Origin of the sequence: Aeromonas sp. 600527, from assembly GCF_049175415.1 — a bacterium.
GTDB lineage: Bacteria > Pseudomonadota > Gammaproteobacteria > Enterobacterales > Aeromonadaceae > Aeromonas > Aeromonas veronii_A.
In genome coordinates this window covers 119,576-133,161 of record NZ_JAAKVA010000011.1, presented here as the reverse complement: position 1 = coordinate 133,161, position 13,586 = coordinate 119,576, and the positions used below count along the sequence as shown (strand labels likewise).

Annotated in this window: 12 protein-coding genes; 6 read left to right on the top strand and 6 right to left on the bottom strand. The window is 57.6% G+C overall.

The genetic code is table 11. The features are described from left to right. Positions 1 to 92: 92 nt before the first annotated feature. Positions 93 to 1,175 (top strand): lytic murein transglycosylase B, encoded by a 1,083-nt coding sequence (gene mltB, locus G5154_RS14515; protein ID WP_227340870.1) that lies wholly within the window; start codon positions 93 to 95, stop codon positions 1,173 to 1,175. Between the two features lie 102 nt (positions 1,176 to 1,277). Here the strand turns inward: mltB and pgm are convergent, their stop codons facing one another. Next, positions 1,278 to 2,927 (bottom strand): phosphoglucomutase (alpha-D-glucose-1,6-bisphosphate-dependent), encoded by a 1,650-nt coding sequence (pgm, locus tag G5154_RS14510; RefSeq protein WP_421251098.1) that lies wholly within the window; start codon positions 2,925 to 2,927, stop codon positions 1,278 to 1,280. A gap of 58 nt (positions 2,928 to 2,985) precedes the next feature. Beyond that, a complete protein-coding gene (seqA, locus tag G5154_RS14505; RefSeq protein ID WP_421251099.1) occupies positions 2,986 to 3,495 on the bottom strand; it encodes a replication initiation negative regulator SeqA in 510 nt (169 codons plus the stop codon). A 274-nt stretch (positions 3,496 to 3,769) separates the two neighbouring features. On the opposite strand from seqA, the gene G5154_RS14500 reads away from it, so the two are divergent. The 4 genes from G5154_RS14500 to fldA are packed head-to-tail and all read left to right on the top strand — an operon-like array spanning position 3,770 to position 5,710. Next, positions 3,770 to 4,552 (top strand): alpha/beta fold hydrolase, encoded by a 783-nt coding sequence (locus tag G5154_RS14500; RefSeq protein ID WP_421251100.1) that lies wholly within the window; start codon positions 3,770 to 3,772, stop codon positions 4,550 to 4,552. Positions 4,553 to 4,607: 55 nt separating this feature from the next. After that, positions 4,608 to 4,829, top strand: a complete 222-nt coding sequence (locus G5154_RS14495; protein ID WP_005334296.1) for a DUF2788 domain-containing protein — start codon at positions 4,608 to 4,610, stop codon at positions 4,827 to 4,829. A gap of 20 nt (positions 4,830 to 4,849) precedes the next feature. Beyond that, a complete protein-coding gene (gene ybfE, locus G5154_RS14490; RefSeq protein WP_005334297.1) occupies positions 4,850 to 5,146 on the top strand; it encodes a LexA regulated protein in 297 nt (98 codons plus the stop codon). Positions 5,147 to 5,185: 39 nt separating this feature from the next. Continuing rightward, the gene (gene fldA, locus G5154_RS14485; RefSeq protein WP_005334298.1) at positions 5,186 to 5,710 is read left to right on the top strand and encodes a flavodoxin FldA; all 525 of its coding nucleotides are present in this window, start codon (positions 5,186 to 5,188) and stop codon (positions 5,708 to 5,710) included. 89 nt (positions 5,711 to 5,799) lie between these two features. Here fldA and G5154_RS14480 read toward each other — a convergent pair whose 3' ends face one another. After that, the gene (locus G5154_RS14480) at positions 5,800 to 6,273 is read right to left on the bottom strand and encodes a DUF4442 domain-containing protein (RefSeq protein ID WP_180993667.1); all 474 of its coding nucleotides are present in this window, start codon (positions 6,271 to 6,273) and stop codon (positions 5,800 to 5,802) included. A 242-nt stretch (positions 6,274 to 6,515) separates the two neighbouring features. Between G5154_RS14480 and fur the strand changes: the two genes are divergently transcribed. Then, positions 6,516 to 6,944, top strand: a complete 429-nt coding sequence (fur, locus tag G5154_RS14475) for a ferric iron uptake transcriptional regulator (protein WP_005334301.1) — start codon at positions 6,516 to 6,518, stop codon at positions 6,942 to 6,944. Positions 6,945 to 7,060: 116 nt separating this feature from the next. Here fur and glnS read toward each other — a convergent pair whose 3' ends face one another. The 3 genes from glnS to nagE all read right to left on the bottom strand — a co-directional run bounded on the left by glnS (position 7,061) and on the right by nagE (position 13,341). Continuing rightward, positions 7,061 to 8,722 carry a glutamine--tRNA ligase gene (glnS, locus tag G5154_RS14470; RefSeq protein WP_201955650.1) on the bottom strand — a complete coding sequence of 554 codons (1,662 nt, stop codon included), beginning with the start codon at positions 8,720 to 8,722 and terminating at the stop codon, positions 7,061 to 7,063. Between the two features lie 355 nt (positions 8,723 to 9,077). Further along, on the bottom strand, positions 9,078 to 11,741 hold the full coding sequence (locus tag G5154_RS14465; RefSeq protein WP_421251101.1) for a beta-N-acetylhexosaminidase: 2,664 nt from the start codon (positions 11,739 to 11,741) through the stop codon (positions 9,078 to 9,080). Between the two features lie 121 nt (positions 11,742 to 11,862). Continuing rightward, positions 11,863 to 13,341: an N-acetylglucosamine-specific PTS transporter subunit IIBC gene (gene nagE / locus G5154_RS14460; RefSeq protein ID WP_005344423.1), complete on the bottom strand. Its 1,479-nt coding sequence runs from the start codon at positions 13,339 to 13,341 to the stop codon at positions 11,863 to 11,865. Positions 13,342 to 13,586 lie beyond the last annotated feature (245 nt).

Here is a 13,586-nt window from a genome sequence, read left to right as displayed (position 1 = left end):
GAATTGGCGGCAAACAAGGCACACGGAACACTTGCACGGGGATGACAATGTTTTACCATGACGGCACTTTTATCAGTCTCTTTGAGAACCCTATGCGTCGCCTTGCCTCTCTTCTCACTCTGTCGTTATTCCCCCTGCTCGGTGGCTGCAGCAGCGCCCCAGCGCCAAAGCCCGTGGTCGTCCCCCAGCCCAAGAGCGCCTTTATCAATCAGGCGCCATCGAGCAAACCCGTTTATACACAAGGGGTTAGCAAGGGGGACTTCGCCAATCGCCCCAACGTGGACAGGTTCGTCCAGAAAATGGTCGAGAAGCACGGTTTTGACAACGCCCAGCTGCATCAGGTGCTGGCACAGGCAGAGCGTTACGACTGGATCATCCGCCTGATGGATGCCCAGGCGCCGACCACCGCGAAGCCCACTGGCCCGACCGGTGCCTGGAACCGCTATCGCGCCAAGTTCATCACCCCGGACAACGTACAGAACGGCGTCAACTTCTGGCGTGAATACGCAAGCGAGCTGAACCGTGCGGAGCAGATCTACGGGGTGCCGCCGGAGATCATCGTCGGCATTATCGGGGTGGAGACCCGCTGGGGCCGGGTGATGGGCAAGACCCGCATTCTGGATGCGCTGGCCACTCTGGCATTTGATTATCCGCGCCGCGCCGAGTTCTTCACGAGCGAGCTGGAAGCCTTCCTGGTGATGACCCGCGACGAGGGGATGGATCCCACCGAACCCAAGGGCTCCTATGCGGGCGCCATGGGCTACGGCCAGTTTATGCCCTCCAGCTTCCAGCGCTATGCGGTGGACTTTGATGGCAACGGCCACACCAACCTGTGGGATCCGGTAGATGCCATCGGCAGCGTCGCCAACTACTTCAAGGCCCACGGCTGGGAGAAAGGCCAACCGGTTGCGGTGCGCGGTCAGGGCCAACTGCCCGGCTATGAGCATGGCTTCCAGACCCGCTACCCGGTCGCTACCCTGCGCCGCGCAGGGCTCACCCCCACCAGCACCCTCGGCAACCACAGCGAAGCGAGCCTGCTGCGCCTCGATGTGGGCACCGGCTACCAATACTGGTACGGTCTGCCCAACTTCTACACCATCACCCGCTATAACCACAGCACCCACTACGCCATGGCGGTATGGCAGTTGGGGCTGGCGGTGAAGGCGGCGCGCTGACAACTCGCTGGCATAAAACAGACAATGAAAAAGGAGCCATTATGGCTCCTTTGTTATATCCAACGTTCCACCCCATCAGGGGCTCAAGGATGGCTACCTAATTTAGACGCCTGCCTTGGCCAGTGCCGCGGAGACGATCTGCTGGGCCTCTTGCTGGATGAGGTCGAGGTGCGCGTCGCCCTTGAAGCTCTCCATATAGATCTTGTAGATGGACTCGGTACCGGAGGGGCGCGCCGCGAACCAGCCGTTCTCGGTCACCACCTTGAGACCGCCGATGGCGGCATCGTTGCCAGGTGCCTTGGTCAGCTTGGCAATGATGGGCTCACCAGCGAGCGTTGAGGCTTCTACCAATGCCGGATCCAGCTTGGAGAGCACCGCTTTCTGGGCGCTGTTGGCCGGGGCGTCGATACGGCGATAGCTGGAGCGGCCAAACTTGGCTTCCAGTGCGTCGTAATGAGCCTGCGGATCCTTGCCGGTGACCGCCAGAATTTCCGCCGCCAGCAGCGCCAGAATGAAGCCATCCTTGTCAGTGGTCCAGACGGTGCCATCTTTGCGCAGGAAGGAGGCGCCCGCGCTCTCCTCGCCACCAAAGCCGAACTCGCCGCTGTAGAGGCCATCCACGAACCACTTGAAGCCGACCGGCACCTCTTTCAGGGTGCGGCCAATCTCACCGGCAACCCGGTCGATCATCGAAGAGGATACCAGCGTCTTGCCAACGGCCGCATCCGCAGACCAGCCGGTGCGATGGGTAAACAGATACTGGATTGCCACCGCCAGATAGTGGTTCGGGTTCATCAGGCCGGACTTGGTAACGATGCCGTGACGGTCGTAGTCAGGGTCGTTGCCAAGGGCGATGTCGAACTTGTCCTTGAGCGCGATCAGGCTGGCCATGGCGAACGGGCTGGAGCAGTCCATCCGGATCTTGCCGTCTTTATCCAGGGTCATGAAGGAGAAGGTCGGGTCGACCTTGTAGTTCACCACCTCGATGTTCAGACCATAGGTCTTGGCGATGACGTCCCAGTAGGCGACGCCGGAGCCGCCCAGCGGATCGACACCGATCTTGATGCCCGCGTCCTTGATGGCATCCATGTCCAGCACGTTCTTCAGATCATCCACATAGGGGGTGACATAGTCGTGCTCGACCACGAACGGGCTCTTGAGCGCCTCGGCGAACGGCATCCGTTTCACGCCAGCCAGACCCGCTTCCAGAATCGCGTTGGCACGGTCTTCCACCCACTTGGTGATCTCCCCTTCGGCGGGGCCACCATGGGGTGGGTTGTACTTGAAGCCACCATCTTCCGGCGGGTTGTGGGACGGGGTGATCACCACGCCGTCGGCACGGGCAGCCGGTTTGCCGGCATTGTGGCGCAGGATGGCGTGCGAGATGACCGGGGTCGGGGTAAAACCGAGGCCGGCCTGAATGCGGGTTTCAACGCCGTTGGCCGCCAGCACTTCGACGGCGCTGGCAAAGGCGGATTCGGACAGGGCGTGGGTATCCATGCCGACAAACAGCGGGCCAGTGATACCGGCCTGCTGGCGATACTCCACCAGGGCCTGAGTCACCGCCAGAATATGGGATTCGGTAAAGGCACTGTGCAGGGCGCTGCCGCGGTGGCCGGAGGTACCGAAGGCAACTCGCTGCTCGGGGCGGCTCATGTCCGGCTTGTTGAGGTAGTAGGCGCTGACCAGACGGGGAATATTGGTCAGGTCGCTTAAACGGGCCGGCTGACCGGCGTGGGAATGCTGAGCCATGGCGTTTTCCTTGCGTAATGGCGGCCTTGCCGAGCAAGGCCTGAGTCTTGAAAAACCGTTAGATTGCGCCGCACACCTGCGCGATCACCTCGTCGCCGTAACCCATGCTGCTCATCAGCTGAGCGACCATGTTCTGCTTGCGACTGGTGTTGGTGTTGGTGATCACCCAGAACGGGGTTTCCGGTACCGGCTTGGGCTTGGTGGTGCTGCCACTGGCACGCAGAGCCTCGGGATCCTGCGAGAAATAGACGCGCTTGCGCCCCTTGATTTCGGTGGCCTGGGTAAACCCGACCGGATCGTCCCGGTAGAGGGTACTGAGCACCTGCATGAAGCGGTTGATGGACTTCTCTTCCTTTTGCAGCTCACCGGAATCGAGCAGGGCTTGCAGCCCTTGTTGGGTGGCTACCGCACTGGGCTGCGCGACGGCAACGGGCTCGGTAACCGGCACACGTTGATGAGCAGGCTGTTCCAGCAGACGGCGCAGGATATCGGAGGCACTCTCACCGATGTGCCGGGTCTGGCTGGCGATATAGAAGTAGAGATCGTCATCAAGCTCGATGGTTTTCATAGGGATGCGCTGGACTCGTCGAAATTCGGATGCGGCGATTATACATAGGCAAACCCGACAGCCCAAGCAAGGGGCTGGCAGATGTACATGAATCTCATCGAGAATACGGCATAATAGTGGGCCAAGTGTGTGATCAGCCGCACTGATAGCCGATCCGGACGGGATTTTTTAGAAAAAAAACCACATTTATTTCCCATCCGCTGGACGAAATCCTTTTCTTTCCAGTGCGTTAAATAAAACAGCGATACGCACTCACGACCGACAAGGTGTCATTTTGCAACAAAACAGCATATTGAACTTCAAGGAGCAGGGTCAGGGCCCGGCAGTCATTCTGATCCACGGCCTGTTTGGCAGCCTCGACAACCTCGGCCTGCTGGCCCGCGCCCTCGGCGAGCACTATCGTGTCATCAGCGTCGATCTGCGCAACCACGGTGCCTCTTTTCATAGCAGCGAGATGAGCTATCCGGCCCAAGCAGCCGATATCCTGACCCTGATGGATCGGCTGAATATTGCCGAAGCGACCCTGATTGGCCACTCGATGGGCGGCAAGGTGGCGATGCAGGTCGCCAAGCTGGCGCCTGAGCGGGTGACCAAGCTGGTAGTGGCCGACATGGCGCCAGTCGCCTATCCCCATTCCCGCCACCAGAATGTGTTCGCCGGACTCAACGCCACACTGCGCACGCCGCCGCAAAGCCGCAGTGAAGCGGAAGCCATGCTGGCGCAGCACATCGAGATCGCCGGGGTACGCCAGTTCCTGCTCAAATCCTTCGCCAGAGGCGAGCATGGCTGGGGGTGGCGCTTCAATGTGCCCGCCCTTGAGCAAAACTACGCCAACATCATGGGCTGGCCAGAGGATGACCGCCGCTTCGAGGGGCCGGTGCTCTTTATCAAGGGGGGGGATTCTGACTATATGCAGCCCCAATACAGCGAGACGGCACTGGCCCAATTCCCGGCGGCAAAGGTGCGTGTCATCGCGGGTACCGGCCACTGGCTGCATGCGGAAAAACCGGCTCTGTTCAACAAATTGGTTGTGGATTTCCTGTCGACAGGCGGTTAACAGTTTCAAATCCTTTGTGATATAGTGCGCCGGTCATAAGGAGTGTGCGCAATCCATGCTAAGTGAACATATCGACCTGATCGAAAGTTTGGGCCTCAAGTTATTCTTTGTGGCCATTTTCATATTGATTGGCCTGGCCATTCAGGACGTGCTCAAGCGCGGCAACGTGCCCCGTTTCGGTCGTTTTATCGTCTGGTTGGTACTGTTTCTGGGTTGTGCGGGTTTTGTCGCCAAGGGGCTGATCGAACTGGGCTGGGAAGGCTCAGGACTCGGCTAACTTATTTTCATCTGTGATGTATGGCCAAACAGCAAACTGATCGAACAACACTGGATCTGTTCGCAAATGAGAAGCGCCCCGGCAGGCCAAAGACCAATCCACTCCCCCGCGAGACCCAGCTCAAGATCAACAAGCGTAACCAGCTTAAGCGCGATCGGGAAAATGGGCTGAAGCGGGTAGAGTTAAAGGTGGAGGCCGAGTTGCTGGAGCGCCTGAACCAACTTGCGTTACAACAGAACATCAGCCGAGCCGAGCTGATCCAATCTATCCTGAAACAACAGATTGAGTCCGCCTTTGCGGTGGACATTGCAGTCTGAGCGTTGAGCATTAACACCAAATACGGGTAACTAAACACTATGGCAAGTGTAGGTCTGTTTTTTGGCAGCGATACCGGTAACACCGAAGCTGTCGCCAAGATGATCCAGAAAGAGCTGGGCAAAAACCTGATTGAAGTCCGTGACATCGCCAAGAGCAGCAAGGCCGACATCGAGAGCTTTGATCTGCTGATGTTCGGCATCCCGACTTGGTACTACGGCGAAGCCCAGGCCGACTGGGACGACTTCTTCCCCGATCTGGGCGAAATCGACTTCACCAACAAGCTGGTCGCCATCTTCGGTTGCGGTGATCAGGAAGACTATTCCGAATACTTCCTCGACGCCATGGGCACCCTGCGTGACATCGTCGAAGCCAAAGGCGCCATCATCATCGGTCACTGGCCGACTGCAGGCTACGAGTTCGAAGCCTCCAAGGCACTGGTCGATGACAAGCACTTTGTCGGTCTGGGTATCGATGAAGATCGCCAGCCGGAGCTGACCGCCGAGCGCGTCAAGGGCTGGTGCAAGCAGTTGCACGAAGAGATGTGCCTGGGCGAACTGGAGTAATCCGCTTCCCCTCATACCTCTGACAACAAGGGCCCTGACGGGCCCTTGTTGTATCTGCAAGTGGCGATGCCTGCCTTCATTCTCCCCTGTTATTCACCTCTGTGCTCCGGTTTGGCTCGCACATAGAGGGTGCGCTTGACCTGCGCCACCAGCTCGCCGCTCTTGTCCTGTACCGTAACCTCGAATTCGGGGAAGTGTTTGTTGCCACCTTCGGTCGCCGCCATGATTTCGGTCAACTTGCCCTCGGTCAGGTTGAACTCGGCCACCAGCTTGCCCTTGCCGGGCTTGATGTAGTTGATGCTGCCCGCCTTATCCCAGACGTAGTAGCGATTCTTGAAGTAGCCCATCAGCATCAGCGGATAGATGGGGTCCGTCATGGCAAACATGCTGCCGCCAAACTGGGTGCGGTTGGCGTTCTTGTTCCACCAGCGGGATTTGAGGGTCACCCGGCAGTAGCGAAAGTCATCGCTCAGGGTCTCTATCTTGATACCGGCACCCCAGAAAGGGGGCCAGGCGTTGAGTGCGCGGCGCACCCAGGCCGCATTGTCAAAAAGCCAATCCATGGATCTCATCCGACCAGAAATATGAAAGTTACATCTTATCAACATCTGCCATGCCAGCAAGTCGGACGACACGATTGATTATTTCAATCCAACCGGCCATTTATGGCTAAACCCCTTGAATTGCTGGGTTTATTTTTAGGGAGGCTACGACCTATAATGACAGGCCAAGCGAGTTCAAGGTTGCCATTCCTGCGGCAGTCCATCAGAATAACCCCACCTTCGAGAATGCGAATAAGTAGAATATGGCAGACAACAACCAAGCGTTAAAAAAGGCCGGGCTCAAGATCACCTTGCCCCGGGTCAAAATCCTGGAAATCCTGCAACAGCCGGACTGCCAGCACACCAGCGCCGAAGATCTCTATAAACGACTGATCGACCTGGGTGAAGAGATTGGTCTCGCTACCGTCTATCGCGTTCTCAACCAGTTTGATGATGCCGGTATCGTTACCCGTCACCACTTCGAAGGTGGCAAGTCAGTATTCGAGCTGGCCACTCAGGAGCACCACGACCACCTGGTTTGCCTCGACTGCGGCAAGGTGATCGAGTTCTCCGACGAAGTGATCGAACAGCGTCAGCGCGAGATCGCCAAAAAATTCAATATCCGTCTCACCAACCACAGCCTCTACCTCTACGGTCACTGTGCTACCGGTGAGTGCAAGCACGACGAATAAGTCGGCCGCGACTTTCAGATAACGGACAATAAAAAAGCCAGCTGATGCTGGCTTTTTTATTGTCCGGCGCAGGCCGCTGGCAGCACACAGGGCAGGGTCTCCCCTGCCCCATCGGCTTAGCCTTCTACCTTGCCCCAGGAGTCGCGCAGGGCAACGGTGCGGTTGAACACCAGATGTTCCGGGCTGGAGAGCTTGTTGTCGGCGCAGAAGTAACCTTCACGCTCGAACTGGTAAGCCTGCTCCGGCTTGGCGTTTTTCAGGGAGGCCTCGACACGGGCACCCTCGATGATCACCAGGGATTCCGGGTTCAGCGCGGCTTCAAAGTCATCCTCGGCGCCCGGGTTCGGCACCTTGAACAGACGATCGTAGAGACGCACTTCCGCTGGCAGAGAGTGAGTAGCGCTGACCCAGTGGATCACCCCTTTCACCTTGCGGCCATCGGCCGGATCCTTGCCCAGAGTCTCGGGATCGTAGGAGCAGTAGATGCAGGTGACTTTGCCATCGGCATCTTTCTCGATGCGCTCGGCCTTGATCACATAGGCATTGCGCAGACGCACTTCCTTGCCCAGCACCAGACGCTTGAACTGCTTGTTCGCCTCTTCTTTGAAGTCCGCTTCGTCGATGAAGATCTCGCGGGTGAAGTTCAGCTCGCGGGTACCCATCTCGGCATTGCTCGGGTGGGCCGGGGCCGTCAGCACTTCGTCGGCAGCCAGGTTCTCGATGACCACTTTCACCGGATGCAGCACGGCCATGGCGCGCGGGGCATGCTCGTTGAGGTCTTCACGGATGCAGGCTTCCAGCATGCTCATCTCGACGATGTTGTCCTGCTTGGTGACGCCAATGCGCTTGCAGAACTCGCGGATGGAGGCCGGGGTGTAACCACGACGACGCAGACCGGAGACGGTCAGCATGCGTGGGTCATCCCAACCATCGACGTGCTTCTCGGTCACCAGCAGGTTCAGCTTGCGCTTGGACATGACGGTGTATTCGAGGTTCAGACGAGAGAACTCGTACTGACGCGGGTGGCAGTCGATGGTGATGTTGTCCAGCACCCAGTCGTACAGACGACGGTTGTCCTGGAACTCCAGGGTACAGATGGAGTGGGTGATCCCTTCCAGCGCGTCCGAGATGCAGTGGGTGAAGTCATACATCGGGTAGATGCACCACTTGTCACCGGTCTGGTGGTGGTGGGCAAACTTGATGCGGTAGATAACCGGATCACGCATCACCATGAAGGGGGATGCCATGTCGATCTTGGCGCGCAGGCAGGCGGTGCCTTCGGCGAACTCGCCATTCTTCATCTTGGCAAACAGCGCCAGGTTCTCTTCCACGCTGCGATCGCGGAACGGGCTGTTTTTGCCCGGCTCAGTCAGGGTGCCACGGTACTCGCGCATCTGCTCGGGCGTCAGCTCGTCCACATAGGCCAGACCCTTTTCAATCAACTCGATGGCGTAGCCGTGCAGCTTGTCGAAATAGTCGGAGGAGTAGCAGATCTCGCCGTTCCACTGGAAGCCGAGCCACTGTACGTCCTGCTTGATAGACTCAACGTACTCGATATCTTCCTTCACCGGGTTGGTATCGTCAAAGCGCAGGTTGCACTGGCCCTGATAGTCGCGGGCGATGCCGAAGTTCAGGCAGATGGATTTGGCGTGGCCGATATGGAGATAACCGTTCGGCTCGGGCGGAAAACGGGTATGCACGCTGCTGTGCTTACCGCTGGCCAGATCTTCATCAATGATCTGACGAATAAAGTTAGTTGGGCTGTTCGCCTGACTCATGGCTCACCTCAAAAAAGCGTCACTGGCGGAAGTTGTGCCGGCTGGCACCCTCATCCCTCCGCCGTCAAGCCGGGTATGATCCCTTATTACGGGCGCTGTCTCAACCTGAATTTGGCACTTCCGGGCCATTTCCCGGCCATTGCACCGCTAAAAACGGCGTGGCTTGGCACATTGCACACAAAATGCATAAAAAAGCCCCGCACTGGGCGGGGCTGAAAGTGATGAAAAACACAAAACAGACAATTACACACAACAAAGGCTCACACGCACAGTCAACCTTTCCCAAACCCGATGCGCCATCGCCCTTGGGAAAGGCGGGTCTTGCGACCCACCTCATGTTAACGGTTGACTGCTATCAGTTCAGTTCGGTGACACGGCTGGTGCGCTTGCCATCGAAGCTGGTGGTACGCAGGTAGACCTTGCCATTCACGCTCGGCTTGGCCGCGGCGTCATAGGCACTCCAGTTGGTACCGTCCAGGCTGTACTGGATGGGCAGACCCGGCAGATCCACGTTCGCTTCCAGCACACCGTTCACTACCTTGGCACCCGGTACGGAGAGGCGGTATTCAACACCGGCCTGATCCAGTTTCGGCAGCACGCGCTGACCCAGTACGTTGGCAAACTGGTTCCACTCTTTGTTGAGGGTGGCCTTGTTGACGAACTTGGTCTCGCCGGAGAACTCACGACCCTTCACATAGTTCAGCTCGAAGCCACCTTTGTGCCAGGCACGCTCGGCCACGGAGAAGATACGCGGGTAGACCATGTACTCGTACTGAGCATCGGTACGCACGGTTTCACTCCACTGCTGACCGGAGATCCCCTTGAACTTGACCGGATCCTGGTCACCCTTGGCCACGAAGGCGTTGCCGTCGCGGTCAACCGAGGTCTCGGCGTTCTGTGGCAGGTTTTCCGGGGCGAAGGCAAACACCTTGCGAGTGTCGTTGAAACGGGTAGCCCAGTAGTAGCCACGCTCGGCCGGGTGTACTTCGTTCGGGAAGTCGAAGTAGAGGTAATCCGGGTTGGACAGCACCACTTGGTAACCCTTGTGCGCCCACTTCATCGCTTCGTTGAAGCCACCCCAGTAGAGGGTTTCCCAGAAGTTGACACGGGTGTTGTCGGTGGCGAAGTCCTTGGCACCGCTGGCGTACTTCAGACCATCTTCCCATGCCTGCAGGGTAGAGAAGCCGCGGTCTTTGACCATCTGGCCCACTTCCTTGGCGAAGTAAACCGGCAGCTCGCCCACTTCCTTGATCTTGCCTTCATCGATCATCTTCTGGCACATCGGGGACTTGCCAAACGGTTTGTCCTGCTTGCTGGAGTCGACGTTACCTTTCCAGGCGACCAGCTCTTCTTTCTTGGTGACGGCCGGATCCTGATAGCCACCGCCCTGCATGATGTTCTTCGCCTCATCACCACCGTAGTGCCATGCGGTCAGCGGCTGACCGGCGGCCTGGTGCATCTGGGCAACTTCATCCATTACCTTGGCCACGAAGGTGGCAGCACCTGGCTGGCAAGGGTTGATGAAGGACATCTTGTCGTAGAACTGGACTGAGGTGACGTTGGAGGTGTCAGCCGGATCAGTCAGACGGAACTGGTTGGCTTCCGCTTCTTTGCCTTCCGCCATCAGACGCTTGTAGCGCGCTTCCATGGAGACCACGGCAGCACGAGCGTGGGCCGGCATGTTAATCTCGGGGATCACGGTCACACCGCGGGCCTTGGCATAACGCACCAGATCCACGTAGTCAGACTTGCTGTAGAAACCGGAACCCTGGTTGTCGCTGGTCGGGCCGGAACCCAGTTGCGGCATCAGGCACTTGGTTTCGGACTCGTCGTGGCAACGCTGGCTACCGACCTGGGTCAGCTCCGGCAGACCCGGGATCTCCAGACGCCAGCCTTCATCGTTGGTCAGGCCAAGGTGCAGCACGTTGAGCTTCATGGCAGACATCTGGTCAACCAGCTTCTTCATGGTATCCAGACTGCGGAAGTGGCGGGCCACGTCGGTCTGCATGCCACGGTATTCAAAGCGCGGCGCATCCTCGACGGTCATCGGGCTCACCAGCTTGTCATCAACACCCAGCAGGGAGATCAGGGATTGTGCACCCCAGAATGCCCCGTCGATGTCGCGACCCTGGATCACGGTGCCCTTCTGACCGATGGTCATGTCATAGCCTTCAGCCTGCTTGAGCTTGCTGCCGAGCTTGATGGTCACCGGGTAGCCGGTGTCGGAGAGGGTAACACCCAGCTTGGTCAGTTGAGCCTTCAGGGCCTCGGCGCGATCGCTCGGCAAATCCAGGGCATTGAGCTTGATGGTAGAGAAGTCGATTTGCGGACCAGCTTTGACTACCTGCTTCATCGGGGTCGGCAGGATCTGGTTGTCAATCTTGCCAGCCGGCAGCAGGGTGCTGGTCTGGTTGGCCGCGAAACGGGTCTCGCTGTTCATCAGGATGTTCTTGTCATCCTTGGTACGCTTCCAGCCATCAGCCGGCATCGGCTTCTCGTAGGTGCTGGCGTCGTCGATATTGCTCATACTGGCCAGTACTTTCGGCTCGGCACCTTCGCTGGCGACATACCAGTTCGGCATAATGTCAGATTCGAACAATACCCAGTATTCCACCACCAGCGGCACTTCGACCGTGGCATCCTTGGCAAAGCCCTGGAACTTCTCGGTTGGCGTCAAACGATAGAGGTCGCCGGTCAGGTGAGCGATGGTGAACTGGTCGTTATCCACCCGCTGAATACGGCGAATGGAAGATACATAGATGCTCCAGTCTTTGGAGGTAACGTCAGCACCGGTATTGGTCAGGTGCAGCTTGGCCACACCGCAGCTCGCCCACTCGGAACCGAGCGCCTGGCAATCGAGGCCAGCACCGGCACCATCGTTGGTGACCACTTCATACTTGACCACCAGGTTGTTGGCGAGGGAATCGACCACGGCTTGCTTGGCTGCATCGGCCGCCTGGGCCTGGCTGACAAAAACGGTAGACATGGCAATGGCTAACAGAGAATGTTTCAAGTTCATAACTGCTGCTCTCATTTGAAGTAAAGGTTGGATTTTCTTGGCTTTTTTATATGGAGCCCCTAAGCGGGGCTCTCAGTTATGTCAACAATGGACTTAGACTTGAAGTGAGCGAGTCGCTCGATTAACGCAGGGCTTTCATCTCACCGGCGATGATTTCGGCCAATGGGCCCAGAATCACCTGCAGGTTCTGCTCACCGAGTTTGACCACACCGGCCGCACCCAGGGCTTTCAGCTTGCGCTCATCGACGATGCTGCGGTCTTTCAGAGTCAGACGCAGACGGGTGATGCAGGCATCGATGGAGACCAGGTTCTCTTGACCACCCAGCACTTCCAGGTACTGCTTGGCCAGCTCGGTACGGTTGGTAGATTGAGCAGCAGCCGGAGCTGTATCTTCATCTTCCTCACGACCCGGGGTTTTCAGGTTCAGCTTGGCAATCACGGCGCGGAATACCACGTAGTAGAGACCGAAGAAGACAAGACCCTGAGCAATCAGCATGTACCAGTTAGTCGCCAGCGGGTTACGGCTGGAGAGCACCATATCCACCAGACCGGCACTGAAACCGAAACCGGCCATCCAGTGCATGGAGGCAGCGATGAACACGGAGATACCGGTCAGCACTGCGTGGATGACATACAGAACCGGCGCCACGAACATGAAGGAGAACTCGAGCGGCTCGGTCACCCCGGTGAAGAAGGAGGCGAAAGCAGCTGCGATCATGATGGAGGCAACTTTCTCTTTGTTCTCTTTCTTGGCGGAGTGGTAGATGGCCAACGCAGCACCCGGCAGACCGAACATCATGATGGGGAAGAAGCCAGCCTGGTACATACCGACCACGCCTTTCACCTGATCCAGGCTCTTGCCAGCGGCCAGAGCGGCATCGATGGTAGCCTGACCACCCAGGAAGTTCGGGATGTCGTTGATACCGGCCACGTTGAACCAGAACACGGAGTTCAGGGCGTGGTGCAGACCGATCGGGATCAGCAGACGGTTGAAGAAGGCGTAGATACCGGCACCGGTAGAGCCCAGGCTGACGATGGATTCACCGAAACCAACCAGACCACCGTAGATTGCCGGCCACACGGCCATCAGGATGAAAGATACGATGATCATCACCACGGAGGTCACAATCGGTACCAGACGACGACCGGAGAAGAAGGAGAGCGCCTTGTGCAGCTCGACGCTACTGAAGCGGTTGTACAGTTCAGCGGCGATGACACCACACAGGATACCCACGAACTGGTTGTTGATCTTGCCGAATGCGGCAGGAACCTGTTCCAGCGGGATGCTCTTGATCTGGGCCACGGCACCCGGGCTCAGCAGAGTGGTCACGACCAGGAAGCCAACCAGACCTGCCAGGGCAGCAGAACCGTCTTTATCCTTGGACATACCGTAGGCGACACCGACTGCGAACAGTACGGACATGTTGTCGATAATGGCGGCACCCGCCTTGATCAGGAAGGCAGCCAGCGCACTGTCACCACCCCAACCATTCGGGTCAATCCAGTAGCCAACCCCCATCAGGATCGCTGCGGCAGGCAATACCGCTACCGGCACCATCAGGGCACGGCCGATCTTTTGCAAATAACCGAGAATGTTCACGGTTCCTCTCCTTAGTTAATGTTTTTCTAGAAATTAAGTGCTTATCACGTTTGACGCATAAGCCATCAAGGCTTGATTGGCAGTCTAGGACTTTTATTTCGCTGCGCAAATTAATAAACCAATAATCGTGATCTTTATCACCCAAACAAGATAAAGGTGGTGGATAGATGTGGCTTAGTCCGCAATCTTTATTTACGCTATAAAACAACTAGAATCCGTATTAGCCCATTGCCACCAGCAAACCG

Coding starts and splice junctions, on each gene's coding strand:
- mltB (WP_227340870.1), top strand. CDS start 93: ATGCGTCGCCTTGCCTCTCTTCTCACTCTGTCGTTATTCCCCCTGCTC.
- pgm (WP_421251098.1), bottom strand. CDS start 2,927: ATGGCTCAGCATTCCCACGCCGGTCAGCCGGCCCGTTTAAGCGACCTG.
- seqA (WP_421251099.1), bottom strand. CDS start 3,495: ATGAAAACCATCGAGCTTGATGACGATCTCTACTTCTATATCGCCAGC.
- G5154_RS14495 (WP_005334296.1), top strand. CDS start 4,608: ATGCTAAGTGAACATATCGACCTGATCGAAAGTTTGGGCCTCAAGTTA.
- ybfE (WP_005334297.1), top strand. CDS start 4,850: ATGGCCAAACAGCAAACTGATCGAACAACACTGGATCTGTTCGCAAAT.
- fldA (WP_005334298.1), top strand. CDS start 5,186: ATGGCAAGTGTAGGTCTGTTTTTTGGCAGCGATACCGGTAACACCGAA.
- G5154_RS14480 (WP_180993667.1), bottom strand. CDS start 6,273: ATGGATTGGCTTTTTGACAATGCGGCCTGGGTGCGCCGCGCACTCAAC.
- fur (WP_005334301.1), top strand. CDS start 6,516: ATGGCAGACAACAACCAAGCGTTAAAAAAGGCCGGGCTCAAGATCACC.
- glnS (WP_201955650.1), bottom strand. CDS start 8,722: ATGAGTCAGGCGAACAGCCCAACTAACTTTATTCGTCAGATCATTGAT.
- G5154_RS14465 (WP_421251101.1), bottom strand. CDS start 11,741: ATGAACTTGAAACATTCTCTGTTAGCCATTGCCATGTCTACCGTTTTT.